At 69.2% G+C, this 24799-nt stretch carries 20 protein-coding genes and 2 pseudogenes; 10 read left to right on the top strand and 12 right to left on the bottom strand.

Annotated features, from left to right (window positions below; genetic code table 11):
* Positions 1–81: 81 nt before the first annotated feature.
* From OG430_RS12600 to OG430_RS12585, 4 genes and pseudogenes are all read right to left on the bottom strand, one after another.
* The gene (locus OG430_RS12600) at positions 82–1074 is read right to left on the bottom strand and encodes a hypothetical protein (protein ID WP_327352558.1); all 993 of its coding nucleotides are present in this window, start codon (positions 1072–1074) and stop codon (positions 82–84) included.
* Positions 1071–2384: an MFS transporter gene (locus tag OG430_RS12595; protein WP_327352557.1), complete on the bottom strand. Its 1314-nt coding sequence runs from the start codon at positions 2382–2384 to the stop codon at positions 1071–1073. Before OG430_RS12595 ends, OG430_RS12600 begins: the two co-directional genes overlap by 4 nt.
* Before the next feature lie 75 nt (positions 2385–2459).
* The gene (locus OG430_RS12590; protein ID WP_327359065.1) at positions 2460–3707 is read right to left on the bottom strand and encodes a discoidin domain-containing protein; all 1248 of its coding nucleotides are present in this window, start codon (positions 3705–3707) and stop codon (positions 2460–2462) included.
* A 90-nt stretch (positions 3708–3797) separates the two neighbouring features.
* A pseudogene (locus OG430_RS12585) lies at positions 3798–4652 on the bottom strand (chitosanase); the annotation flags it as partial.
* Between the two features lie 341 nt (positions 4653–4993).
* On the opposite strand from OG430_RS12585, the gene OG430_RS12580 reads away from it, so the two are divergent.
* From OG430_RS12580 to OG430_RS12570, 3 genes are read left to right on the top strand one after another with little or no spacing between them, the layout of a single operon-like run.
* On the top strand, positions 4994–5917 hold the full coding sequence (locus OG430_RS12580; RefSeq protein WP_327352556.1) for a carbohydrate ABC transporter permease: 924 nt from the start codon (positions 4994–4996) through the stop codon (positions 5915–5917).
* A complete protein-coding gene (locus tag OG430_RS12575) occupies positions 5917–6750 on the top strand; it encodes a carbohydrate ABC transporter permease (RefSeq protein WP_327352555.1) in 834 nt (277 codons plus the stop codon). Before OG430_RS12580 ends, OG430_RS12575 begins: the two co-directional genes overlap by 1 nt.
* A complete protein-coding gene (locus OG430_RS12570) occupies positions 6750–8051 on the top strand; it encodes an ABC transporter substrate-binding protein (RefSeq protein ID WP_327352554.1) in 1302 nt (433 codons plus the stop codon). The genes OG430_RS12575 and OG430_RS12570 overlap by 1 nt, the downstream gene beginning before the upstream one ends.
* A 119-nt stretch (positions 8052–8170) precedes the next feature.
* On the opposite strand, the gene OG430_RS12565 is transcribed toward OG430_RS12570, so the two are convergent.
* Entirely contained in the window at positions 8171–10486 is a 2316-nt protein-coding gene (locus OG430_RS12565; RefSeq protein WP_327352553.1) for an MMPL family transporter, read from the bottom strand.
* 238 nt (positions 10487–10724) lie between these two features.
* On the opposite strand from OG430_RS12565, the pseudogene mgt reads away from it, so the two are divergent.
* The 5 genes and pseudogenes from mgt to OG430_RS12540 all read left to right on the top strand — a co-directional run bounded on the left by mgt (position 10725) and on the right by OG430_RS12540 (position 15846).
* A pseudogene (gene mgt / locus OG430_RS12560) lies at positions 10725–11985 on the top strand (macrolide-inactivating glycosyltransferase).
* Positions 11986–12222: 237 nt separating this feature from the next.
* Positions 12223–13212 (top strand): CDP-alcohol phosphatidyltransferase family protein, encoded by a 990-nt coding sequence (locus tag OG430_RS12555; RefSeq protein WP_327352551.1) that lies wholly within the window; start codon positions 12223–12225, stop codon positions 13210–13212.
* Positions 13213–13492: 280 nt separating this feature from the next.
* Positions 13493–14701, top strand: a complete 1209-nt coding sequence (locus tag OG430_RS12550) for a S8 family peptidase (protein WP_327352550.1) — start codon at positions 13493–13495, stop codon at positions 14699–14701.
* A gap of 226 nt (positions 14702–14927) precedes the next feature.
* Positions 14928–15476, top strand: coding sequence for a DUF1697 domain-containing protein (locus OG430_RS12545; RefSeq protein ID WP_327352549.1), 549 nt, complete (start codon positions 14928–14930; stop codon positions 15474–15476).
* Positions 15469–15846 carry a nuclear transport factor 2 family protein gene (locus OG430_RS12540; protein WP_327352548.1) on the top strand — a complete coding sequence of 126 codons (378 nt, stop codon included), beginning with the start codon at positions 15469–15471 and terminating at the stop codon, positions 15844–15846. The genes OG430_RS12545 and OG430_RS12540 overlap by 8 nt, the downstream gene beginning before the upstream one ends.
* A gap of 60 nt (positions 15847–15906) precedes the next feature.
* On the opposite strand, the gene OG430_RS12535 is transcribed toward OG430_RS12540, so the two are convergent.
* Positions 15907–16761 carry an aldo/keto reductase gene (locus tag OG430_RS12535; protein ID WP_327352547.1) on the bottom strand — a complete coding sequence of 285 codons (855 nt, stop codon included), beginning with the start codon at positions 16759–16761 and terminating at the stop codon, positions 15907–15909.
* Positions 16758–17291, bottom strand: coding sequence for a GNAT family N-acetyltransferase (locus OG430_RS12530; protein WP_327352546.1), 534 nt, complete (start codon positions 17289–17291; stop codon positions 16758–16760). Before OG430_RS12530 ends, OG430_RS12535 begins: the two co-directional genes overlap by 4 nt.
* 143 nt (positions 17292–17434) lie before the next feature.
* Here OG430_RS12530 and OG430_RS12525 point away from each other — a divergent pair, with 143 nt between their 5' ends.
* Both OG430_RS12525 and OG430_RS12520 read left to right on the top strand, forming a co-directional pair.
* A complete protein-coding gene (locus OG430_RS12525) occupies positions 17435–18073 on the top strand; it encodes a mycothiol-dependent nitroreductase Rv2466c family protein (protein WP_327352545.1) in 639 nt (212 codons plus the stop codon).
* A gap of 303 nt (positions 18074–18376) precedes the next feature.
* Positions 18377–19477 carry a glycosyltransferase family 2 protein gene (locus OG430_RS12520; protein ID WP_327352544.1) on the top strand — a complete coding sequence of 367 codons (1101 nt, stop codon included), beginning with the start codon at positions 18377–18379 and terminating at the stop codon, positions 19475–19477.
* Positions 19478–19528: 51 nt separating this feature from the next.
* Here OG430_RS12520 and OG430_RS12515 read toward each other — a convergent pair whose 3' ends face one another.
* From OG430_RS12515 to OG430_RS12495, 5 genes are all read right to left on the bottom strand, one after another.
* Entirely contained in the window at positions 19529–20326 is a 798-nt protein-coding gene (locus tag OG430_RS12515) for a sirohydrochlorin chelatase (protein WP_327352543.1), read from the bottom strand.
* A 6-nt stretch (positions 20327–20332) separates the two neighbouring features.
* Positions 20333–21238: an ABC transporter permease gene (locus tag OG430_RS12510; protein ID WP_327352542.1), complete on the bottom strand. Its 906-nt coding sequence runs from the start codon at positions 21236–21238 to the stop codon at positions 20333–20335.
* Positions 21225–22028, bottom strand: a complete 804-nt coding sequence (locus OG430_RS12505; RefSeq protein ID WP_327352541.1) for an ABC transporter ATP-binding protein — start codon at positions 22026–22028, stop codon at positions 21225–21227. The genes OG430_RS12510 and OG430_RS12505 overlap by 14 nt, the downstream gene beginning before the upstream one ends.
* A gap of 33 nt (positions 22029–22061) precedes the next feature.
* Entirely contained in the window at positions 22062–23180 is a 1119-nt protein-coding gene (locus OG430_RS12500) for an ABC transporter substrate-binding protein (RefSeq protein WP_327352540.1), read from the bottom strand.
* 249 nt (positions 23181–23429) lie between these two features.
* The gene (locus tag OG430_RS12495; protein ID WP_327352539.1) at positions 23430–24797 is read right to left on the bottom strand and encodes a sulfate adenylyltransferase subunit 1; all 1368 of its coding nucleotides are present in this window, start codon (positions 24795–24797) and stop codon (positions 23430–23432) included.
* Between the last annotated feature and the right edge of the window lie 2 nt (positions 24798–24799).

The raw sequence follows: 24799 nt of genomic DNA, 5'->3' as shown, positions 1-24799 counted from the left end.
TACGCCCCCAGTCTCGCAGCCGCCGGGCGGTCGTTCGCGCAGGCTGCAGGCCGCAGGCTGCAGGGCTGTCCGGGGGGCGTGTCACCTGCCGTCGGCGGAGTTCATGCTCGGTGAGGAGGCGTCGCGGGCCGTGCGGGAGGGCTTGCCGGTGCCGTCGGCCGGGACGGACCAGATGTCCGAGGCGCCGCGGGTCGCACCCGGGAGGGCGTAGGCGACCGACTTGTCGTCGAGCCATGCGGCCTGGTCGTCGACGCTGCGGGTCTCCGCCAGCGGTGTGTCCCGCATCGTCTTCAGGTCGAGGACGTGCAGGCGCCAGGGGTTGGAGGTCCCTTCGCGGACCCGCTTCTTGTAGGCGATGCGGGTGCCGTCGGGGGAGAGGGAAGGGCACTCGACGTTCTCGCGCAGCGTGCGGGCCGTCCACGCCTTCAGGTCGCCTTCGACCAGGTAGGTCTTGCCGCGCGTCGACATGGTGGCGTAGAAGCGGTTGTCGTCCCGGCTGAAGGTGATGCCCCAGTAGTTGACGTCGGAGGCGCTGTAGCGCTTCTCGCCGAGGGTGAGCTGGATGGTTTCCATGCTCTTGATCAGATAGCCGCTGTCGGTGTCGAGGATGCCGCTGCGGGTGGAGAACGAGGAGCCCGCGTACGAGTCGCCGCTGACGAAGACCGTCCAGGAGACCATCCGGCCGGAGGGCGAGACCCGGGCCCGGTTGGGGGTTCCGCCGAAGGTGACGGTGCGCTTCTCGCGCAGGTTGCGGTCGAGGACGATGGCCTGGGTCCGGGGCGGGATGCCCGGCTTGGTGGTGAGGCAGACGGCGCTGCTGCCACTCGCGTAGAAGCGTCGGCAGGACAGCCCGGTGTGCTTGAGCCCCTTGGGGCCCAGGGCGGCGATCGTTCCTTCGGCGGTCCGCACGTACAGGCCGTGGGTGTTGTCGAGCGTGACGTTCGACGAGGTCCTGGCGGCGGGTGCGTTCCGGTCGGTGGCATGGACGGTGTAGGCGACGGCGAGTGTGGCGAGGACGACGGCGGCCAGGACGACCGCACCGATGCGCATGCGTGGGGAGAGGGTGTGGGTCATCGGGGCTCCGGGAGGCGCGCGGGCAGGAGGACGCGGGCGGCGAACAGGGCGGCCGCCAGCGCGGCGGACGCGAGCGCCAGGGCGGTGTGCATGCTCCACATCGTCCAGACGGCGCCGAACAGGACCGAGGCGAGCAGCCGGCCGACCGCCTGCCCCGACTGCAGCAGCGCCATCCCGGACGCCCGCTGCTCCTTCGGAATCGCCGGACCGCCAAGTGCCATGAGGACACCGTCGGTTGCGGCGTAGAACGTGCCGAGCAGGAGCACCACCGTCAGGGTCAGTGTCCAGCCGGTGGCCGGGGAGAACAGCGCCAGGTAGGCGCCGAGGAGCGCCAAGTGCCCGAGCAGGTAAGGGATGCGGCGCCCGATCCGGTCCGCGGCCCGGCCGAGCGGCACGGCGAGCAGCAGATACACGGCCGCACTCCCCAGCGGGAGCAGCGGGAAGTAGGCGGTGTCCAGGTCGAGTCGTTTCTGCAGGACGAGATACAGGAAGCCGTCGCCGACCGACACCAGACCGAGCAGGCCCGCCGTGACCAGCACCCGGCGAAAGGCGGGAAGGGCGAGCAGCCGGAAGGCCGACGCGAGGGTGGGCGCCTCGGCCTTGGAAGCCTTGGTCGCCTCGCCCTTCGGGGCCGGCGTCGACTCGCGGCCCGGGACGAAGGCGTACAGCAGCAGCACGCCGAACAGGCCGAAGCAGAAGCTCACGACGAACACCGCGTCGTAGGCGTCCGCCGTCAGCCACAGCAGGGCGAAGGCCGCCAGCGGTCCGAGCAGGGCGCCGGTCGTGTCCATCGCCCGGTGCACACCGAAGGCCCGGCCGAGATCGCGCTCGTCGCAGCTGAGCGAGATCAACGCGTCGCGCGGTGCCGTCCGGACGCCCTTGCCCACCCGGTCGGCGGCGAGTGCCGTGGACAGGGCCGGGGTGGAGCTCCCGGCGAGTAGCAGCCCCAACTTGCAGACGGCGGACAGGGCGTAACCGGATCCGGCCACCAGACGGTGGCGCTGCCAGCGGTCGGCGGCGTGCCCGCCGGCCAGCCGGACGAAGGCGGTGACGCCGTTGTAGAGCCCGTCCAGGAAGCCGAACTGCAGGGGATTCAGGCCCAGTCCGAGCACGAGGTAGAGGGGAAGGACGGCGGTGACCATCTCGGACGAGATGTCGGTGACCAGGCTGACCGCGCCGAGGGCGACGACGGTGGAGGTCACGCGGGCCCGGCGGCCGGTGCCGGGTTCAGTGCCGGGTTCGGGGGCGGTGACGGGGGAGGGACGCGCAGGGGCGGGCGACGGGCCGCTCCTGCCGGCGGCGAGGTACATGGGGACTCCTGGGGCGCGCCCCGGGGACGCCGGCACACGAGGCGCAGGCGTACCCGGGGCGCTGGTGGCGGCCGGTCAGTGGCAGGAGTACGTGGGGCTGGTGTCGAGGACGGTGCCGTTGGTCTCGACGAACTGCGAGCGGAAGCCGGTGTCGGTGAAGTCGAGCTTCAGCACGCCGTACTTGTCCCAGATCCGCTTGGCGCTGTTGGGCTGGACGGTGTCGCCCGCGCCGTACAGGTCCTTGCCGCCCGCGCCGCCGATGATCTCGACGATGCCGTTCGGATCGGCCTTGGCGTCACGGGTCTGCGGAGCGAACCGCTCGTAGTGGTGGTCATGGCCGTTGAGGACCAGCTCGGCCTTGGAGGCCTCGAGCATCTCCCACACCGGCCGGCTGACCGGTACGTTGCCGTGGTCGCCGGAGCTGAACAGCGGCTCGTGCCAGTAGGCGGCCACACACTTCTTGCTGTTGGCGGCCAGGTCCGCCTTGAGCCAGTCCAACTGCCCCTTCTCGTCGAAGCGGTTGGAGTTCAGGGCGACGAAGTGCCAGTTGCCGCGGTTGTACGAGTACCACATCTTGCCCTGCGGGGTGGCGCGGGCGCCGAAGTACTCGCGGTAGGCCTTCTCGTCCCGGTTCTCGTAGTCGTCGTAGGACTCGTGATTGCCGGGCACCGGGTAGGTGTTGGCCTTGAAGCGGCCCCAGGACTTGTCGTAGTAGTTCCGGAAGTCTTCGATGTGGGCGTCGTCGTACTGGTTGTCGCCCATCGTCAGATAGAAGTCCGGCTTGATGGCCGCGGCCCGGTCGGCGGTCTTGAAGTGCTGGCAGTTCGCGTCGCTCGCGTTGCACTGACCGGCGATGTCACCCGCGCCCACCACGGTGAAAGCGCCCGTGGGCGGGTCGGTCGGCGGATCGGTCGGCGGGTCCGTGGGACCCGTGCCGCTGGTGCCGTAGACCTCGGCCTCGAACAGGGAGTAGCCGTAGGCGGTGCCCCGCGCGGTGCCGTACACCCGCAGGTAGCGGCCCTTGCCGGACAGGCCGGTCCACTCGTCGGTGCCGCCGTTGCCCGCGGTCTCGGTGGCGAGACGGGTCCAGGTGGTGCCGTCGGCGGAGATCTCCACGCGATAGGCCTTGGCGTACGCGGCCTCCCAGGAGAGCTTCACCTTGGAGACGGTGGAGTTCGCGCCGAGGTCGATCTTGATCCACTGGGGGTCGACGCCCTCCTTGCTGGCCCACCGGGTGGTCGCGTTGCCGTCGACCGCCTTGCCCGGGGTGAACGTCGAGTCCTCGTTGGAGGACGCGGTCGCGGGCTTGCCCTTGGAGATCAACTGCGGTTCCCCGCCGCCCGGTCCGGTGGGGGTGGGGGAGGGCGTGGGTCCCGGGTCGGTGGGTGTGGGCCCGGGTGTGGGGTCCTTCGCTATCTCGAAGGCCTCGCCGTAGACGTGCCAGGACAGCGGGGTGTTCAGCCGGAGGTTGCCCTTGTCCAGGAACACCCGCTGGGCGGTGTCGACGCGGCTGGTGTCCTCGTGCGCCTCCTCCTTCTTCATCTCCACCACGCGGGCGTCCAGGAACGCGTTCAGGTACGTGGTCTCGTTGCCGCCCTCGGCCGGGGTCTTGGCGTGCGAGCGGGCGTCGGCGCGGATCGAGTCGAAGCCCTCCTGGCCGTGCATGACGATGGCGTCGTAGTAGGCGAACTGGCCCAGCTCCTGGAGCTTGTCGCTCTTGGCCCGGGAGACGGACGGGTTGAAGTAGACGCGGTCGCGCTCGTGGTTCTGGGCTTCCTTGAACGCGGTGGTGCCCGCGGCTTCCTTCCAGGCGTCGGTGTAGCCGGGGTCCAGACCTTCGTGGGAGTCGGAGCCGTCGGCCTCGCGCAGTGCGGGCAGATATTCGGCGAGCGGGTTGTCCGGCACCTGGTCGGTGTAGTACTCGACGAGTTCGAGCATGTCGTGGGTGCCCGAGCAGAAGCCGACGATGCCGGCGGTGTAGCCGCGGCCGTCGTCGATGTCCTCGATGTAGTCGTACTGGGCCTTCCAGTCCAGCGACGAGTTCTCGGCGCTGGAGACCAGTTGCATGGCGATCTCCTTCTTGACCGGGTCGTCGAGCCCGGTCGCGGCGGCCGCCTGGCTGGTGCTCAGGACGATCGCCGCGGGGACGGCGGCGAGCACCATCGCGAGGCCGATCCGAAATGCGGTCTTGTGACGGCGCAGGCGGTCACGGTGGCGGTGCCGCGATCCGGACGGCGGGGACTGCCGTCTCGGAAGGGGGAGGTGCATGTGCTTCTCCGCTCTCTGCAGGGGGAGTTCGGGGCTACATGGCGGTGCGGAGCCCTGGCTGGTGTGGTGCGGAACCCGGGCCGGTGCGGTGCGGAAACTTCGAGTCCCTGACGGTGCGTCGACTGTTAGGAACCTTTACTTTCTATTGCTTCGCCCTCGCGGTCCGCAAGACGTGTGACGGAAGAGGAAGTTCGGAGTCTTGGCCCAAGCCGCCCCTCTTCGCGTTCGCACAGGCCCTGAGACCTGCGCGGACGCTTGACGTATCAAGATCACATCAGCACGATGACGGGGGCCGCCGGGGCGGCCCATTCCGTCTGGAGCCGCCCAAAGGAGCCGATTCCGTGACATTGGCGACCGCAACGAAGCGGTCAGCGAAGAGCCCCGCCGGGCGCAGAACCACGGACCACGGTGCCTGGTTCCTGGTCCTTCCCGCGCTGATCCCGATCCTGGTCCTGAGCGTCGGCCCGCTGCTCTACGGCATCGCGCTCGCGTTCACCGACTCCCAGGCGGGCCGCACCGAGCCCACCCAGTGGATCGGCCTCCTGAACTTCCAGGACCTGCTGCACGACACGCTGTTCTGGGACTCGTTCCGGATCGGCCTGCTGTGGGCGGTCGGCGTGACCGTCCCGCAGTTCTTCCTCGCGCTCGGCCTCGCCCTGCTGCTCAACGAGCAACTGCGGTTCCGCTGGCTGGCCCGGGCGCTCGCGATCATCCCGTGGGCGATGCCCGAGGTCGTCGTCGGCATCATGTGGCGGCTCGTCTACCACCCGGACGCCGGCGTGCTCAACGAGACGCTCTCCAACCTCGGCCTCGGCAGCGGCAAGGACTGGCTGACCGGCACGGCCACCGCACTGATGGCCGTGATCGTCGTGGGCATCTGGGCCGGCATGCCGCAGACCACGGTCGCGCTGCTCGCCGGACTGCAGAACACCCCGAAGGAACTCCACGAGGCGGCCGCCATGGACGGCGCCGGTGCCTGGCGGCGGTTCCGCACGGTCACCTGGCCCGCGATCAAGCCGGTCGCCCTCGCCATCACGGCGCTCAATTTCATCTGGAACTTCAACTCCTTCGCCCTCGTGTACGTGCTCACGCAGGGCGGGCCCGGCGGCCGCACCCGGCTGCCGATGCTCTTCGCCTACGAAGAGGCCTTCCGCTACGGCCAGTTCGGCTACGCGGCGGCGATGGGCTGCGTGATGGTCGCGGTGATCTCCGTGATCCTCGCCTTCTACCTGGTGGGCCGTCTGAAGGGAGGCGATGAGGCGTAATGCGTACGAAGAAGACCACGCGCGCGGCGCAGTACGTGGCCCTGGCCGCCTATCTCGTCTTTCTCGCCTTCCCGTTCCTGTGGCTGATCTCGACCGCCTTCAAGCCCGCGCAGGAGCTCGGCAGTCTGCATCCGACGTGGATCCCGAAGGACCCGACGCTGGAGAACTTCCGGCAGGCCTTCGACGAGCAGCCGCTGCTCAGGGCGGGCCTCAACTCCCTTGTCGCGGCGCTCAGTGCGGCCCTGATCGCGGTCGTCATCGCGACCCCGATGGCGTACGTCATGGCCCGTCACCGCAACAAGCTCGCCAAGGCGGCGACCGGCTGGGTCGTGATCAGCCAGGCGTTCCCGTTCGTCCTCATCATCATTCCGCTCTTCCTGATCCTGAAGAACCTCCACCTGATCAACGCGATCCCCGGCCTCGTCATGGTGTACGTGGTGTGGTCGCTGCCGTTCGCGCTGTGGATGCTCGTCGGGTACGTACGGGCCGTGCCCACCGAGTTGGAGGAGGCCGCGGCCGTCGACGGCGCCAGCAAGCTGCGTACGTTCGTCTCGGTCATCGCGCCGCTGCTCGCGCCCGGCATCGTCGCCACGGCGATGTTCGCCTTCATCACCGCATGGAACGAGTTCTTCTTCGCGCTCGTCCTGCTCAAGACCCCGGAGAAGCAGACCTTGCCGGTCATCCTCAACCGCTTCATCGGCACGGAGGGCGTCGCCGACCTCGGGCCGCTCGCCGCGGCGGCGTTCCTCGCGACCATCCCGTCACTGGTGATCTTCTCGATCATCCAGAAGCGGATCACCGGCGGCATGATGGCAGGGGCGGTGAAGAACTGATGCGCGCTTCAAGGACCTTGAAGCGGCTCGGCGTGGGGGCCGCCGCGTTCGCGCTCCTGCTGACCACCGCCGCGTGCTCCGACGACTCCGGGGACAAAGACGGGAAGATCACCCTCCAGTTCCAGTCCCTCGCCTGGCAGCAGGAGTCCGTCGAGGTCAACAAGGAGCTGGTGAAGGAGTGGAACGCCGCCCATCCCGACGTCCAGGTCAAGTACGTCCAGGGCAGCTGGGACAGCGTCCATGACCAGCTGCTCACCTCCTTCGAGGGCGGCGAGGCGCCGGACATCATCCACGACGCCTCGGACGACCTCGCCGACTTCGCGTACGGCGGCTATCTCGCGGATCTGCGCGACCTGCTGCCCGCACGGCTGAAGTCCGACATCCCGGACCGCAGTTGGCAGACGACGACCTTCGACAAGGGCGTCTACGGTGTGCCCTTCCTGCAGGAGCCGCGCGTCATCATCGCCAACGCCAAGTGGCTGAAGGAGTCCGGCGTACGCATCCCGACCCCGGAAAACCCGTGGAGCTGGGAGGAGTTCCGGCAGGTCACCAAGGGGCTGAGCGGCGACGGCAAGTACGGCGTCGCCTGGCCCCTCAAGGAACCGGTCTCGGCGACCCTCAACCTGTCCCTGTCGGCCGGCGGGCAGATCTTCCACCGCGGCGCGGACGGCAAGGTCGAGGTCCGCTTCGACGAGGGCGACGAGGTGGTGCCCGGCACCATCCACGACCAGGTCAACACCGACAAGAGCGCGTCCGGTACGACGCTGGGCATGGGCGGCTCCGACACGCTGCCCGGCTTCTTCGGCGGCAAGTACGCGATGGTCCCGCTCGGCTTCTCCTACCGCCAGCAGATCGTGCAGCAGGCCCCCAAGGGCTTCGACTGGCAGGTGCTGCCCGCCCCCGCCGGCGCCGAGGGCCTCACCCAGGGCGTGAGCCCGCAGACGCTGTCGGTCTCCGAGGACAGCGCGCACAAGAAGGAAGCGGTGGAGTTCATCGACTTCCTGCTGCAACCGGAGAACATGGTGCGCCTGGCCAAGGGCGACTGGATGCTCCCCACCGGCACCGAGGCCCTGAAGGCCCCCGCCCTGCACGCGAAGAAGGACGACTGGGCGACCGGCACGGCCCTCGCCGGGCATCTGACCTCGGCGCCCGCGCAGTCGGTGCGCGGCTACCCGGAGTGGAAGGACAAGGTGGCGACGCCCGCGCTGCAGGAGTACTACAGCGGGGCGATCGACCAGGCGGAACTGAAGAAACGGCTGGTCAAGGACGGGAATCTGGTCCTGGCCCGCTATCAGAGGTGAGCCCGTAGCTCCAGGCGATCGGGCGGTACGCGATCGGGCGGGACGTGGACGGGCGGTACGCGGTCGGGAGGGCATCCCCCGTCCGCGTACCGCCCAACAAGCCTTTCGACCAAGCCCGTTCAGACCCTGATCCGCTCGCCCTCGACCAGTGGCCCGGCGGGCTCGGCAGGCACCGCCGACTCGTCGTGGGTGAGGTCCGGCAGCCGGTTCAGCCACTTCGGCAGATACCAGTTCCGCTCCCCGAGCAGCGCCATCACGGCGGGCAGCAGCACCCCCCTGATGATCGTCGCGTCGATCAGCACCGCCGCCGCGAGGCCCACGCCCATCTGCTTCATGGACTGCATGGACAGTGTGCCGAAGATCGCGAAGACGGCGACCATGATGACGGCCGCGCTGGTCACCACGCCGGCCGTGGTCACCACCCCGTGCTCGATGGCGTCCTTGGTGGTACGTCCCCGAAGTCGCGCCTCACGGATCCGGGAGACCACGAACACGTGGTAGTCCATCGAGAGCCCGAAGAGGATCACGAACAGGAACAGCGGCAGCCAGGTCACGATGGCGCCGACCCCCTCCGCACCGACCAGCGAGGCGCCCCAGCCGTGCTGGAAGACGGCGACGAGGATCCCGTAAGCCGCGCCCACCGAAAGGAGGTTGAGCACGATCGAGGTGATCGCGATCGTCAGTGAGCGGAACGAGACCAGCATCAGCAGGAACGCGAACACCACCACGAAGGCGAAGACCGGGGCGACCGCGCCGACCAGCTGGTCGTTGAAGTCCTTCGACCCGGCGACCTGCCCGGTGACCGGCGCCTCGACCCCGTCCACCGCGCCGAGCGTCGCGGGCCGCACCTTGTCCCGGATCAGGTCCAGGCTCTTCTCTGCCTTCGTCTGATCGGAGCCGCCGACCAGCGGCACCGAGATCAGGGCGACGTTCTGCGCCTCGCGCAGCTTGATGTCGACCGGGCCGCGCGAGGCACCCGAACTCACCGCCTGAGCACGGAAGTCGGTCAGGGCGTCCTTCACCTTGGGCGCGTTGATGTCGTCGGCCTTGACGACGACCTGCGCCGGGTCGGAGCCGCCGGGGAAGGCGTCGTTGAGACGGTTGTACGTCGCCACCATGGGCAGCGAGTCGCCGAACTCCTGGTCCAGGGTGAGGTTCTGGGTCTTCATGCCGAGCGCGGGCGCCGCGACGGCGAGCAGCGCGCCCGCCGCGACCACCAGGCTGAGCCCGGGCTTGGCGAGGACGATCCGCAGGACGCGCTTCCAGAACCGGCTCTCGCCGGTGGCCGCCGTACCGGCTGCCACCGGACGGCCTTCCGCGGCAGCTTTCCTGGCCTTGCGCGCCAGCCGCTTCTCCGGGTGCAGGAACGGAATCCGTCCCTTCTCCACCCGCTCGCCGAGCAGGGAGAGCAGCGCCGGAAGCACGGTCACCGAGCCGACCATGGCGACCGCCACGACCATCAGGGAGGCGAGGCCCATCGCCTCGAACTCGGCCAGGCCCGTGAACAGCATCCCCGCCATCGCCACACACACGGTGACCCCGGAGACGATGATGGCCCGCCCACTGGTCGCCGCGGCGATCTGGATCGCGGTCCGCCCGTCCCGCCCGGCGGCCCGCTCCTCGCGCTCACGCCGCAGATAGAACAGGCAGTAGTCCACCCCGACGGCAAGACCCACCAGGAGCATCACCGAGCTCGCGGTCTCGCTCATCGGCTGCACATGGCTGACGATCGCCATCAGGCCCATCGTCGCGATGATCGCGGTGACGGCGAGCGCGACCGGCACCAGAGCCGCCACCACCGCGCCGAACGCGATCAGCAGAATGCCGATGGCCACGGGGAGCGCGGAGTACTCGGCCTTCTGGAAGTCGTCGCCGAAGGCGTCGTCGTACTGCTTCTGCATGCTGGCGCCGCCGATCTCCTCGATCCGCACCGCACTGTGCTTCTTGCCCACCCCCTCGACGGCATCGAGCACCGGCTGGACCTGGTCGCCGGCCTTGTCCGCGTCGCCGCGCATGTCGAACTGGACCAGCGCGCTGTGCCCGTCCTTCGACACGGAACGGGTGTCGTACGGCGAGGTCACGGCCTTGACCTTGCCGGTCGCGTCGACCGCCTTCATGACGGCGGCGACGGCGCTGCGGAACTCGGGTGCCGTGGCCTTCAGCCTGCCGTCCTTGGCCTGGATCAGTACGGTCTCGCCCGCGGGCTCCTCGAGCCCCGCGTCGTCGATGATCTGCGCGGCCTGCTGGGTCTCGCCCTTGAGCTGATCGCTGTTCTCGACGTCGGCCTGGCCGACCGCACCCCCGACGCCCATGGCCAGGACGACGAAGAGCACCCAGATCCCGACGGCCGCCCAGCGGTGGCGTGCGCTCCAGCCACCGGCGCGGGCGGCTATGCCCCGCACCCGTTGATGTCCGTTCCGATGTCCGTTCCCCATGTCGGGCTTCCCCCTCGTGTCCGCTGCCCCTTGGCCGTCCTTCTCGAAGGTATGGGCCGGATAAGCGGGTCTCCTCGTGCTGCCTGGGGAACTCGGGGACGCACTCCTCATCCCTTCGAGCGGGCACGACTCGGCCTCGGGGAGGACGAACGCCCCTTACATGTAAGGGAGTTCTCAGGGGTGGGCCTCAGGGTGGCGCCGGTCGGTCCGTCTTCGGCGTCCATGCCGGGTTTCCGCAATGAACTTGCACGAGACGTATCGTCTCGCTTACGGTGGCGGACATGACCTCACCGAAGCGTGCCCACATCGCCATGTTCTCCATCGCCGCCCACGGGCACGTGAACCCGAGCCTCGAAGTGGTCCGGGAGCTCGTCGCCCGGGGCCACCGCGTCACGTACGCGATCCCCGAGTCCTTCGCGGAGAAGGTCGCCGCCGTCGGGGCCGAGCCCAAGGTGTGGACCTCGACCCTGCCGACCGACGACGACCCGGACGCCTGGGGCACGGAGCTGATCGACAACATCGAGCCGTTCCTCACCGACGCCGTGCAGGCCCTGCCGCAGCTCATCGAGTTGTACGAGGACGATGAGCCGGACCTGGTGCTGTACGACATCACCGCCTACCCGGCCCGGGTGCTCGCCCACCGCTGGGGCGTACCGATCCTGCAGTTCTCGCCGAACCTCGTGGCCTGGGACGGTTATGAGGAGGAGGTCGGCAAGCCGATGTTCGAGCCGCTCAAGCAGACCTCGCGCGGCAAGGCGTTCTACGACAACTTCTCGGCCTGGATCGCCGAGAACGGCATGAGCATCGACGTCGAGCGCTTCATGGGCCGGCCCGACCGCTGCCTCGTCCTCATCCCGAAGGCGCTGCAGCCGAACGCCGACCGGGTCGACGAGTCGGTGTACACCTTCGTCGGCGCCTGCCAGGGCGACCGCAAGGAGGTCGGGTGGCAGCGCCCGGCCGGTGCCGAGAAGGTCGCGCTCGTCTCGCTCGGGTCGACCTTCACCAAGCAGCCCGGCTTCTATCGCGAGTGCGTCGAGGCCTTCAGGGGGCTGCCGGACTGGCATCTCGTCCTGCAGATCGGCAAGTTCGTCGACCCGGCCGAGCTCGGCGACCTCCCGTCCAACGTGGAGGTGCACAGCTGGGTGCCGCAGCTCGCGATCCTCGAGCAGGCCGACCTCTTTGTCACCCACGCAGGTGCGGGCGGCAGTCAGGAGGGTCTGGCCACCGGCACCCCGATGATCGCGGTGCCGCAGGCCGTCGACCAGTTCGGGAACGCGGACATGCTGCAGGCGCTGGGCGTCGCGCGGCACGTACCTACGGAAGAGGCGACGGCTCAGAAGCTGCGCGAAACGGTCCTCGCCCTCGTGGGTGATCCCGAAGTCGCCCGCCGGCTGAGCGAGATCCAGGCGCAGATGGCGGGGGAGGGCGGTACCGGGCGGGCCGCGGATCTGATCGAGGCGGAGCTGTCGGAGTTCAAGACGTCCCGAATTGCTCCGTAAGTCTTGGCGAGTCTGGGAGGTTTGGCGAAGATCGCGTGCCCGGCCCAAGGGGTGTAACAGCCCGGACCTGGGACGATAACGCTCTGGTAACAGAGGTGCGGCCTGTGAAGCCCATTGACTCGGTTGGCAGGTGAGACCGTTACCCCCAAGTAAAGGTTGTACGGCCCAGATCTTGTTCCTTGCCCAACCAGATCCTTTCCTGGAGGTGAACTCCAACCGAACGCCAGGAAGTTGACCATGCGCCGAGACATACCGCCCCTCGACGAGGTGCGCCGCATCACCCAGAAGAAGCGGGATGCCTGGTGGACCGTGCTGCTGGTCGACCCGGTCGCCACGCCGCTGGTGCGCCTGACCGCGATGCGGACGCGGATCACCCCGAACCAGATCACCTGGGGCGCGTTCCTGCTCGGCCTTGCCTCGTCGGCCTTCTTCGTCCTGGGGGACTGGCAGTGGCTGATCGCCGGCGCCGTGGTCTACCACCTGAGCTTCATCCTCGACTGCATGGACGGCAAGGTCGCCCGGCTCACCGGCACGGGCTCCGTGTTCGGCGCCTGGCTCGACTTCGTCTTCGACCGGATCCGGGTGATGGTCTGCGCGGTCGCGCTGATGGCCGGGCAGTACAACCGCACCGGCGACACGCTCTACATCTGGCTGGCGCTCGCGGTCGTCGGCCTCGACACCCTGCGCTACATCAACTCGCTCGAGATCTTCAAGATCCGCATCTCCATGCGCAAGCAGATCAAGGCGAGGATGCGCGAGGCGCGGCGCGCGGAGAACGAGGCGGAGCTCGCCTTCATGGAGGACCTGCTCCGGGACAACCCCGAGGCGGACATCGAGCAGGACCTGCAGGCGGCGCGTGGTTCCGTGGCGCAGGCCGGTGCCGGCGCCGGTGTTGAGGTCGAGGGCGAGCCGGAGAAGCCCAAGGCTCAAGTCATCGATCTCCACCAGGAGTTCCGCCGTCGCTTCTCCTGGTACCTGCGCTGCCGCTCCTTCCTGCTGAGCAAGCGGATCCGTACGCACCTGATCAGTGGCATCGAGTTCCAGATGGGCGTGTTCATCATCGGCCCGCTCTTCGACGTGGTGATGGCCGCGACGATCGTGTCCGGTGCGCTGCTCCTGGTCTTCGAACTGGCCATCATCTACAAACTGTTGCTCTCCACGCGCGACTTCACGCGCACGATCGACAGCTTCGAGAAGCAGAAGGAACAACTCGCGGCAGTGGCCTGACCGGACGGCAACGTCCGATAAACGAACGCAAGCACGGGATCGGGGTGTTACCCCCGGTTCCGTGCTTTCCGTTTTGTGCGGTGCGCCCAGTTTGTTATTACGGAACCTTGTTGAACAAGTCACAGGTGTATGTAGGTATTGATCTGCGCGCGTCAATCCGACAGGGTTTCGAGCCAACCCCCGCAGATCTTCCGGGAGTCGGGGGCCGACGCAGTACAGCTTTCAATCTCCCGGTGATCCCCCCACAACCCCCCACATCACCACGAGGAGTTTCCTCTTCATGGCTAATCACAAGCGCGCTCGCGGAATCAAGCTGACCGCAGCCATAGCCACCGCCGCCACCGCAGTCGGTGTGACCGTCCTCGCCAGCCCCTTCGCGGGCGCCGCCGCTCCGGCCGAGGGCAAGGTCTACGGCACCAACGCCGAGGGCGCCGTCGCCGGCAGCTACATCGTCATGCTCGACGAGAAGGCGTCCAAGGGCGACAAGACGGACCTCGCCAAGGAGTACGGCGGCAGCCTCAAGCGCAACTACGCCTCGGCCGTCAACGGCTTCTCCGCCGCCGGTCTTTCGGAGACCGAGGCCAAGCGCCTCGCCGCCGACCCGGCCGTCGACAAGGTCGTCCAGAACAAGAAGTTCAGCATCGACGCCACCCAGGACAACCCGCCGTCGTGGGGCCTGGACCGCATCGACCAGGCCGACACGGCCGGCGACAAGAAGTACACGTACCCCGACGCCGCGGGCGAGGGCGTCACCGCGTACGTCATCGACACCGGTGTGCGCATCACGCACAAGGACTTCGAGGGCCGCGCCGCGCACGGCTTCGACGCGGTCGACAACGACGACAGCGCCGACGACGGCAACGGCCACGGCACCCACGTCGCGGGCACCATTGCCGGCGCCTCGCACGGTGTCGCCAAGAAGGCCAAGATCGTCGCGGTGCGCGTCCTCGACGACCAGGGCTCCGGCACCACCGAGCAGGTCGTCGCGGGCATCGACTGGGTCACCAAGAACCACCAGGGCCCCTCCGTCGCCAACATGAGCCTGGGCGGCGGCGCCGACGAGGCCCTCGACGAGGCCGTACGCAAGGCCATCGCGTCCGGCGTCACCTTCGCGGTCGCGGCCGGCAACGAGTCGTCGGACGCGAGCCAGGGCTCCCCGGCCCGCGTCAAGGAGGCCATCACGGTCGCCTCGTCGACGGTCGAGGACCAGCAGTCGGACTTCTCCAACTTCGGCCCCATCGTGGACATCTACGCTCCGGGCTCGGACATCACCTCGTCCTGGAACGACAGCGACGAGGGCACCAAGACCATCTCCGGTACGTCGATGGCGACCCCGCACGTCGTGGGTGCCGCCGCCGTCTACCTGGCCGGGCACAAGGACGCCACGCCCGAGCAGGTCGCCACCGCCCTGACCGAGGGCGCCACGCCGGACAAGATCTCCAACCCGAGCGAGGGCACCCCGAACAAGCTGCTCAAGGTCGTCGAGTAAGACCTTCCGAGGTACCGGCAGCACCCTGTTCGGTACCGGTATCGCCAACTGCGGTACCAGCAGCACCCTGAGCTCTCCCGGGACCCGACACCCCACCCCCGGGTCCCGGGAGTGTGCAAGACCGGCGGCCGTCGTGCCGACCCCCACGGGGCACGGCGGCCGCCTTCGGCTGCGTACACCATGGTCTTGAGCCGCGTTGTCAGTGGGCGTGTCTAGGGTGTGCTCCATGAAGACGACGTATGCGGCACTGCTGCGCGGCATCAACGTGGGCGGCCACAAGAAGGTCCCGATGGCCGACCTCCGCACCCTGCTCACCGGCCTCGGCCACGGCGACGTACGCACCCATCTGCAAAGCGGCAACGCCGTCTTCACCAGCACGTCCGACGACGAGGAAGCGCTCGCCGCCGAACTCGGCAAGGCGATCCACGACCACTTCGGCTTCACGGTCGACTGCCTGGTCAGGGACGGTGTGTATCTGAGCGCGATCGTCGACGCCTGCCCCTTCCCCGCCGCGTCGCTGGAGGGCAAGCAGCTGCACGTCACGTACTTCTCCGAGCAGGTCGGGCCCGAGCGGTTCGCGTCCGTCGACCCGGCGGCGTACGCACCGGAGGACTTCAAGCTGGGCGACCGCGCGCTCTACCTCTACGCGCCCGACGGGCTCGGCCGCTCCAAGCTCGGGGAGGTCCTGGCCAGACCGGCCCCGCTCAAGGGCATCGTCGCCACGAGCCGGAACTGGAACACCGTCACCAAGCTCGCGGAGCTGACCCGTGCCTGAGCCCTCGTCCGCGGTCGAGGCGGCCATCGAGGGCGAACTCCGCCTGCTCGCCCCGGAAGTGCGCAGTTCGCCGGAGCTCCTGGGCGCGCTCCTGCACCCCGACTTCACGGAGATCGGCGCCTCGGGGACGCTCTGGGACCGCGCGGCGATCATCACCACGCTGACCGAGCAGGAGAAGCCCGGGCAGCGGTCGGTCACCGTGTCCCGGATGCACGGCGACCAGCTCGCCGACGACCTGGTCCATCTCACCTTCGACACGGACAACAACGGCCGCCTGGCGCACCGCAGTTCACTGTGGCGGCGTACGGAGAGCGGCTGGCTTCTCTGGTTCCACCAGGGGACGCCGTACGCCCCCGAAGCCGGCCCCTAGCCCACCGGGTTCCTGGGCCATCGGGTTGGTGGGCCGCCCGGTTCCTGGGCCGCCCTGCTCCTAGGAGGCCAGCGAGTCCAGGTCCTCGACCTCGGCCGCGGTGAGCCGGATCGCCGCCGCGTCCAGGTTCTCGTCCAGATGGGCGAGGGTGCCCGTGCCCGGGCTCGGGCAGAGCACGGGGGAGCGCTGCAGGAGCCAGGCCAGGGCGATCTGGCCGGCCGTCGCGTCATGGGCGCGGGCGATCTCGGCACACCAGGGATGTTCGGCCAGCGAGCCGTGGGCCAGCGGGAACCACGGAAGGAAGGCGATCCCGCGCTCCTCGCAGAGCCTGAGAAGCTTCTCGTCGGCGCGGTCCACGAGGTTGTAGCGGTTCTGCACCGACGCGATCTCGGTGATCTCCAGGGCCGCTTCGAGATCTCCCGGCGCCAGCGTGTTCAGGCCGATGTGCCGGATCTTGCCCTCCCGCCGCAGCTCGTCGAGCGTGCCCAGCTGGTCCGCCATCGGCACCGCGGGGTCGAGGCGGTGCAGCTGATAGAGGTCGATCGTGTCCAGCCGCAGCCTGCGCAGGCTCGCCTCGCACATCGCGCGCAGCCGGTCCGGGTGGCCGTCGATGTGCCACACGTTCGGGCCGGTACGCACCACACCGCCCTTGGTGGTGACCACCACGTCGGCCGGATAAGGGTGGAGCGCCTCGGCGACCAGCTCCTCGGCGATGTCCGGACCGTAGTTGTCGGCGGTGTCGATGAGCGTGACGCCCCGCTCGACGGCCCTGCGCAGCACGGCCACCGCATCGGCCGCGTCGCCGCGCGGGCCCCAGTAGCCGTGGCCCACCAACTGGCCGGTGCCGTATCCGAGGCGACTTGCGGGAAGGTCGCCACCGATGGAGAAGGCGCTGCTCAAGTGCTCGTCGCTCATGGCCGGACGGTATCCGACGCCCTGCGGTGGGTGAGCAGCTGGGTGGTCGTCCCGTCGTCCTCCGGGATGTTCCGTACGTGTACGTAGCCGAGCTTCTTCAGGACGTTCAGGGAGGCCGAGTTCTCCGCGCTCACCGTCGCGTGCACCTCGTCGAGTTGTAGCTCGCGATAGCCGTACGACGTGAGCGCCTCGGCGACTTCGGTGCCGAACCCCTGCCCCCAGCTGTCCGCGGTCAGGCCGTAGACGATCTCGTGGCCGTCGAGGCGGGGCAGCGGCGACGGCTTGATCTCGGCATGGCCGATGAACCGGCCCTCGTGCCGCACGGCCCAGATCGGCCAGCGGTTCTCCGCGTACACACTGCTGAAGATGCGGCCGAACAGCGCCCTGGTCTCCGCCTCCGGTTCCGGGTCAGGGCCCTCCCAGAACCACCGTCCGGAGAGCCTGTCCTGGAAGAGGGCCACGAACTCGCTCTCGTCGGAGGCGACGTACGGGGAGAGAACGAGGCGATCCGTGCGCAGTTCAGGAGTCACCTCGGTGACAGTAGGGGCCCAGGTGTCGCACGAGCAAGCGAATTGGCACGATGAGGGCCGGTTCGACGACAGCCGAATGGCCCAGGATTGTGACGCGTGAATGTCCCACGGTGCAGGGCCACTTTCTGACTAGTGTGCCTCGTATGACACTCCGTACGGCCACCGGCGCCGCGCCCCGGGTCGACTTCTGGTTCGACCCCGCCTGCCCCTTCGCCTGGATCACCTCGCGCTGGATCCTCGAGGTCGAGAAGCAGCGCGACCTCGACGTCCGCTTCCATGTGATGAGCCTCTTCCTGCACAACGAGGGCAATGAACTGCCCGACTGGTACCGGGAGTTGGTCAACAAGTCGATCGGCCCGGTGCGCGTCGCCGTCGCGGCCGCCGAGCAGCACGGCGAGGAGGTGCTGCGCGACCTCTACACCGCGTACGGCGTCCGCATCCACCAGCAGAAGGACCGCTACGACGGCGACTTCGACCGGGTCGTCGCCGACGCCCTGGCCGAGGTCGGCCTGCCGGCGGAGCTCGCCGAGGCGGCGCACTCCACTCGGTACGACGAGGCGCTGCGGCGCAGCCACGACGCGGGCAAGGACCCGGCGGCCGAGGCGTACGTGGGCACACCGACACTGCACCTCGACGGGACCCCGTTCTTCGGGCCGGTGCTCAGCGCGATCCCGCGGGGCGAGGAAGCGGTGCAGCTCTTCGAGGCGGTGCGGATCCTGGCGGGGCAGCCGAACTTCTTCGAGCTGAAGCGGGAGCGGACGGGGAAGCTGAACTTCGACTGAGCTTCGCCCGGCGTCTCCTTTGGGGAGCCTCGCCTTTCCCTTGAGCAACCTCGCCTCAAGTGGCTTCTGCTCGCCCCGAGTTATCCACTTGAGCCGAGTTATCCACAGGAATTCTCCCCTCCGGTTGCGTTTCGTCGATCCGGGCTAGCGTGATCGATGTCGGAAATGACCGCCCGCACGGGGGAGGAGAGATGCACGGAGGACTGCCGTTCATCGGCATCAGCACGCTCGTATACGGCCTGGTCGCCCTGGCCGTACTGACGAGCCGCACCATCGGGAAGCTCGGGTTCGGGGGAACAGGGCATGGCAAGGCAGAGCACGGAAAGTCGGAACCGGAACAGCATCACGGTGATCGTCCCGGCGCACAACGAGGAGGCGGGCCTCCCGGCCACCCTCGACTCGCTGGTGCGCCAGACACACCCGCCGGACCGGGTCATCGTCGTCGATGACGGCTCGGCCGACCGCACGGGCGAGGTGGCCGCGTCGTACGGCGTGACCGTCCTCAGACCGCCGCGCAACCTGGGCAGCAAGGCGAAGGCGCAGAACCACGCACTGCCCTACTGCGACACGGAGTTGGTGCTTGCGGTCGACGCGGACACGGTACTCGCGCCCGACTACGTCGAGCGGATGCTGCCGGTCTTCGCCGACCCCGAGGTGGCCGTCGCCGCGGGCAACGTCCAGACGCGCCACACCCGGACGGTCTGGGAGCGGGGCCGGGCGGTCGAGTATCTCTTCGGCTTCCACTGGCACCGCCCGATCCAGCACCGCGCGGGCAGCCCCATGGTGTGCTCCGGCTGCTGCTCGGTGTTCCGGCGCGCGGACCTGGTCGCCTTCGGGGGCTTCCCCGAGCGCACCATCGTCGAGGACATGGACTTCACCTGGTCGATACAGATCCAGGGCAGGCGCGCGCTGTACGTCAGCGGGGCACAGGCCTGGGCGGCGGATCCGGAGAGCCTCACCTATCTGCGCAAGCAGGTGTGGCGCTGGATGGCGGGGTTCTGTCAGAACGTACGGCTGCACCTGGGCCAACTGATCACGCACAAGCCGATACTGGCGCTCTGGGTCCTGCTCGCCCTGCTGGAGATCCTCACCGCGCCGCTGTGGTGGGCCACGCCGTTCATCGCCGCGGCCACGACCGGACAGTCGCTGCCGGAGTCCGTCGGCTGGTGGGCGGGGGCCGAACTGCTGCTCACCGCACCACCTTTGATCTACGCCGCCCGCAGACGCCGCCTGTCGGTGATGCGGGTCCTCGCCGACCTGCCCTGTGTGTACGCGACCAAGACGGTCAACCTCGTCTACGCGTGGAAGGCGCTCGTGGTGGAGCTGGTCCTGGTGCCGCTGGGGCTGGCCAAAGGGCTCACCGTCTATGAGAAGGGGCGGCCGGCGATACCGGTCGCGCCGTGAGGACCCACGCGATGAGGGCTCGTTCGTGTTCTTCGTGTTCTTCGCGCCCGCTCACGCCGTGAGCGACGCGGAGACCAGCGAGGGCACCTGCGCCCCGTGGTACCGGGCGGCCCCGTCGTACCGGGCCAGCAGCAGCCGTGCCAACTCCGGTGCCGCGCCCAGGACATCGGCCAGCACGTCCGCGCCCGCCTCCCGGGCGCCCCGGTCGATGCGGTCCGGCAGGAAGCCGGGGGCGATGACGTAGGGCGCCACCGCCACCCGGTGCACGCCCTCGGCGCGCAGCTGCCGCACCGCGTCCTCGGTGCGGGGCAGAGATGCGGAGGCGAACGCAGGCCGCACGGCGCACCAACCGGTACGCCGCCACTCCCGCGCGATTTCTGCGATCACTGCGATCGCCTCCGGGTCTGTGGAGCCCGCCGAGGCCAGGACGACCCCGGTCGAGCTCTTGTCGCCGGGCGTCAGCCCGGCCTCGTACAGCCGCCGCTCCAGGGCGGCTTGCAGCAGCGGCGAGGGGCCGAGCACTTCGGCCTGCCGTATCCGCAGCTGCGGCAGCCGTGCGCTCGCCTCGTGCAGTACGGCGGGGATGTCGGCCTTCGCATGGAAGGCCCGGGTGAGCAGGAGGGGAAGCGCCACCACCTCCGTCACGCCGTCGGCCGCCAGGCCTTCCAGGACGCGGGGCACGGTCGGCGCGTTGAAGTCCAGGAAGGACGTCTCCACCCGCAGGCCCGGCCGCATCGCCCGCACCCGGCGCACCAGGGCGTGCACGGTCGCGGCGTGCCGCGGGTCGCGGCTGCCGTGGGCGACCACGAGAAGGGCGGGAGCGCGGAGGTGCGGCCGACTGTGCTGCATGACGGTTCAGCTCTTCACAAGGAGACCGCGGCTGCGCAGCACGCGCCGCTCGAGGGGGGCGAAGAGCAGCAGCTCGACGCCGATGCCCACGATCAGGATCAGCAGGATCGCGCTGAGCACCCAGGACATGTCCTGCAGCTCACGGCCCTGCTCAAGGAGCTGGCCGAGACCGACCCCCAGGTCGGGGGCGTTCACGATCAGCTCGGCGGCCATCAGGGAGCGCCAGGAGAACGCCCAGCCCTGCTTGAGCCCCGCGATGTACCCGGGCAGCGCGGCCGGAAGGAGCACATGGCGCACCCCCTGCAGACCCCGCGCACCGATGACGTGCCCCGCTCGCAGATACAGCGGCGAGATCTGGTCGACGCCCGCGACCAGGCCGTTGGCGATCGACGGCACCGCGCCGAGCAGCACCACGGCGTAGATGGTGGCGTCGCTCAGCCCGAACCAGATGATCGCGGCCGGCACCCAGGCCACGGACGGCAGGGACTGCAGCCCGGACAGGATCGGCCCGATCGCGGCCCTGACCACCTTGACGCGGGCGACGATCAGACCCAGCGGCGTACCGATGAGGACGGAGATCACGAAGCCGAGCGCGCCGCGCGACAGGCTCGTCCACACGAAGTCGAGCAGCGTGCCGTCGAGCCACTTCTCCTGCAGGGTGCGCCCGACGTCCGCCGGGCTCGGGAGCAGATAGTGCTCCTTCACCTCGAAGTGGTACGCGAGCTGCCAGGCGATCAGCACGAGGGCGACCGCCACGACCGGCGGGACGACCTTGGCGAGCAGGATCTTGCCGATCGGGGTCCGCTGGGCGGTCCGGGTCTCCAGGGCGTCGAGCCCGGCCTCCAGACCTGCGAGCTGATCGGAGTCGGTGGTCGCCGGGTCCCCGGCGACCTTTGTTTCAGTGCTGGCCATGTCGGCGGATCTCCCCCCGCAGTTGTTCGGTGATCTCGACGGACAGATCCGCGACGGCGGAGTCCTCGATGCGGCGCGGCTGCGGGATGCCGACCCGCCATTCGCGGGCGATGCGGCCCGGTCGGGAGGAGAGCAGCACGACCCGCTCGGCGAGCCGCACGGCCTCCCGGACGTTGTGGGTGACGAAGAGGACGGACAGGTTCGTCTCACGCCAGATACGGGTGAGCTCGTCGTGCAGTACGTCCCTGGTGATGGCGTCGAGCGCGGCGAACGGTTCGTCCATCAGGAGCAGTTGGCTGTCCTGGGCGAGCGCACGGGCCAGGGCGACGCGCTGGCGCATGCCGCCGGACAGCTCGTGCACACGCTTGCCGTACGCGCCCTTGAGGCGGACCAGTTCGAGCAGCCGCTCGGCCTCGTCACGCCGGTCCGACTTGGGCAGGCCGCGCATCTTCAGGGCGAGTTCGATGTTCTTGCCGGCCGTGAGCCAGGGGAACAGCGCGTGCTCCTGGAACATCAGGGCCGGGCGCCCGCCGGGGACGTCGATCTCCCCGGCGGACGGCTTGTCGAGACCGGCGACCAGGTTGAGCAGGGTCGACTTGCCGCACCCGGAGGCTCCCAGGAGGGTGACGAACTCGCCCGGTGCGACATCGATGCTGATGTCGTCGAGGACGAGCTGCGCGGCGCCCGGCCGGCCGAAGGACTTGGAGACGTGGTCGATGCGCGCGGCATACGACGACACCGCGGGGCTGTCCGTGCCGGCCGTGGCGGCCTTGGTGAGCGTGGTGGCCATGTGCGTCACCTCCTGGGAGCGGGTTGGCGTTGCTTACTTGGTGCCGAGACCGGCGTCGCCGACGGTGGGCTGACCTGCGGCCTCAAGGACCTTGTTGAGCGGTCGCAGGTCGTAGATGCCGTCCAGGAGCGGGTTCTTCAGGAGCCCGGCCTTGACCGCGTGGTCGGCCTCGTCACTCAGGGTGGAGGCCAGCGGGTCGTCGATGAAGTCGACGTTCTTGAAGGCGGGGTCGATGACCTCGGCGGGCAGTTCCTTGCCGGAGTCGGCCTTCAGCTGGGCGTTGATCGCCTTCTTGGCGTCGTCCGGGTTCGCCTTGATCCACGCGTTGGTCTTCACCGAGCCGCGCAGCACGGCCTCCACCACGTCCGGGTGCTTCTCCAGGAACTCCTGGCGGACGATGATGTTCGTGATGACGAACTTCCCGTCCTTCCAGAGCTTCTTCTCGTCCAGGAGGACCTTGCCGCCCTCGGCCACCAGCTTGGACGCGGTGGGCTCGGGCACCCAGGCGCCGTCGATGTCACCGCTCTTGAACGCGAGCGGGGTGACCTTGTTGTCCGTGCGGGCGATGCTCACGTCGCCCTTGCCGGAGGTCGCGTCGACCTTGTAGCCCTTTTCGGCCAGGTAGTTGAGGAGCGCCACGTCCTGGGTGTTGCCGAGCTGCGGGGTGGCGATCGTCTTGCCCTTGAGATCGTCGAGCGACTTGATCTTCTTGGGGTTGACCACGAGCGAGACACCACCGGAGGCGGAGCCGCTGATGATGCGCAGGTTCTTGCCGCCGGACTTGGTGAAGCCGTTGATCGACGGGGAGGGGCCGATCCAGCCGATGTCGATGGCACCGGAGTTGAGGGCCTCGATCTCCGCGGGGCCCGCGTTGAACGGCGACGCCTTGATGGACGTGCCGCCGAGCTCCTTCTGGAACGTGCCCTGCTGGAGGCCCGCGAGGGCGGTGCCGTGCGTGACGTTGGGGAAGTAGCCGATCTTCACCTCGTCCACGGAGAGCTTCTTGCCCTCGGCGGCGACGTTCTTCTTGCCCTCGTCATCGGACTTGGAGCCGTACCCGCAGGCGGTCGCGGCAACGGCGAGCAGCGGAAGCGCGGCCACGGCGGCGAGGCCGCGGCGGAAGGTGGTGCGGGTGGAGCGGTTGGCAGGCACGGGAGGCTTTCCTCTCGTTGGCCCGGTTCTCACGTCCCCCGGGGACGGGGTGACGCGGCCGGGAAGTCGGCGTGTCTTCGTTTGTGGCGCCGGTTGGCCAGCGGGCGCGGCTGGTGGGGGGTGAGGGCGCGCAAGCGGTGCGCGTACGTCATCACGCACATCGCGCGACCCCTCCGTTTCCCGCACCGAGGACGCCGCTGCCGACCCGGCCGCCCTCCTTCGCGAACGTCGCGAACATGTCGATGCTCATCAGAAGTCCCAGCCCTCTTCGTCCGCCACGGACGCGGCATCCGCCTCGGCCTCACCTGCGGCGAAGGCCTCGCCCGCCATGCCCGCGGCGAGCGTCGTCCCGTCCGCCGGGTCGATCAGCAGGAAGGAGCCGGTGCGCCGGGAGTCGGCGTACGCGTCGAGCGCGAGCGGCTCCGCGGTGCGCACGCGCACCCGGCCGATGTCGTTGGCGACCAGCTGCCCGGGGTTCGGGTGCTGGGACAGGTCGTCGAGGGTCAGCCGCGAGGGGATCTCCTTGACGAGGGCCTTGACCGTTCGGGTGGTGTGCTTGAGCAGCACCCGCTGGCCGACGGTGAGCGGGGTGTCCGCGACGTGGCAGACGGTCGCCTCGACGTCCTGGCTGGTGGCGGGGGTGTCCCCGGCCGGGACCAGGAGGTCGCCGCGCGAGATGTCGATGTCGTCCTCCAGGAGGAGGGTCACCGACTGCGGGGTCCAGGCCACGTCGACCGCCTTGCCGAGCAGGTCGATCCCGGCGATCTTCGAGGTGCGGCCCGAGGGCAGCACGGTGACCGATTCGCCGACGCGGAAGGTGCCGGCCGCGATCTGGCCCGCGTAGCCGCGGTAGTCGGGGTGTTCGGCGGTCTGCGGGCGGATCACGTACTGCACCGGGAAACGCGCGTGGCAGCTCGCCAGGTCGTGGCTGACCGGGACGGTCTCCAGGTGCTCCAGGACCGTCGGGCCGCCGTACCAGTCCATGTTGGCGGACGGCTCCACCACGTTGTCCCCGGCGAGCGCCGAGATCGGGATGGCGGTGATCTCCGGGACGCCGAGGGACGCGGCGTACGTCGTGAACTCCTCGGCGATCGCGGCGAAGATCTTCTCCTCGTACGCGACCAGGTCCATCTTGTTCACGGCGAGCACGACGTGCGGCACCCGCAGCAGCGCGGCGACGGCGGCGTGCCGGCGGGTCTGCTCGATGACGCCGTTGCGGGCGTCGACCAGGACCACGGCGAGGTCGGCCGTCGAGGCGCCGGTGACCATGTTCCGGGTGTACTGCACATGCCCGGGGGTGTCGGCGAGGATGAACCGGCGCCGGGCGGTGGCGAAGTAGCGGTAGGCGACATCGATGGTGATGCCCTGCTCCCGCTCGGCCCGCAGCCCGTCGGTGAGCAGCGCCAGGTCGGGCGTCTCCTGGCCGCGGCTTGCGGAGACCCGCTCGACGGCCTCCAGCTGGTCGGTGAGGACCGACTTGGAGTCGTGCAGGAGCCGGCCGACCAGGGTGGACTTGCCGTCGTCGACGGAGCCCGCGGTCGCGAAGCGAAGGAGGGTCGTGGCCGACAGATCGGAGAGGTCGGCCAACTGCTCTGTATTTCCAGTGTTTGTGGACATTT

Source organism: Streptomyces sp. NBC_01304, assembly GCF_035975855.1.
Taxonomy (GTDB): domain Bacteria; phylum Actinomycetota; class Actinomycetes; order Streptomycetales; family Streptomycetaceae; genus Streptomyces.
Note: the sequence above shows the minus strand (reverse complement) of the source record. Positions and strands in the feature narration are given on the sequence as shown.

Coding starts and splice junctions, on each gene's coding strand:
- OG430_RS12600 (WP_327352558.1), bottom strand. CDS start 1,074: ATGACCCACACCCTCTCCCCACGCATGCGCATCGGTGCGGTCGTCCTG.
- OG430_RS12595 (WP_327352557.1), bottom strand. CDS start 2,384: ATGTACCTCGCCGCCGGCAGGAGCGGCCCGTCGCCCGCCCCTGCGCGT.
- OG430_RS12575 (WP_327352555.1), top strand. CDS start 5,917: ATGCGTACGAAGAAGACCACGCGCGCGGCGCAGTACGTGGCCCTGGCC.
- OG430_RS12570 (WP_327352554.1), top strand. CDS start 6,750: ATGCGCGCTTCAAGGACCTTGAAGCGGCTCGGCGTGGGGGCCGCCGCG.
- OG430_RS12565 (WP_327352553.1), bottom strand. CDS start 10,486: ATGGGGAACGGACATCGGAACGGACATCAACGGGTGCGGGGCATAGCC.
- OG430_RS12555 (WP_327352551.1), top strand. CDS start 12,223: ATGCGCCGAGACATACCGCCCCTCGACGAGGTGCGCCGCATCACCCAG.
- OG430_RS12550 (WP_327352550.1), top strand. CDS start 13,493: ATGGCTAATCACAAGCGCGCTCGCGGAATCAAGCTGACCGCAGCCATA.
- OG430_RS12545 (WP_327352549.1), top strand. CDS start 14,928: ATGAAGACGACGTATGCGGCACTGCTGCGCGGCATCAACGTGGGCGGC.
- OG430_RS12535 (WP_327352547.1), bottom strand. CDS start 16,761: ATGAGCGACGAGCACTTGAGCAGCGCCTTCTCCATCGGTGGCGACCTT.
- OG430_RS12525 (WP_327352545.1), top strand. CDS start 17,435: ATGACACTCCGTACGGCCACCGGCGCCGCGCCCCGGGTCGACTTCTGG.
- OG430_RS12520 (WP_327352544.1), top strand. CDS start 18,377: ATGGCAAGGCAGAGCACGGAAAGTCGGAACCGGAACAGCATCACGGTG.
- OG430_RS12515 (WP_327352543.1), bottom strand. CDS start 20,326: ATGCAGCACAGTCGGCCGCACCTCCGCGCTCCCGCCCTTCTCGTGGTC.
- OG430_RS12510 (WP_327352542.1), bottom strand. CDS start 21,238: ATGGCCAGCACTGAAACAAAGGTCGCCGGGGACCCGGCGACCACCGAC.
- OG430_RS12505 (WP_327352541.1), bottom strand. CDS start 22,028: ATGGCCACCACGCTCACCAAGGCCGCCACGGCCGGCACGGACAGCCCC.
- OG430_RS12495 (WP_327352539.1), bottom strand. CDS start 24,797: ATGTCCACAAACACTGGAAATACAGAGCAGTTGGCCGACCTCTCCGAT.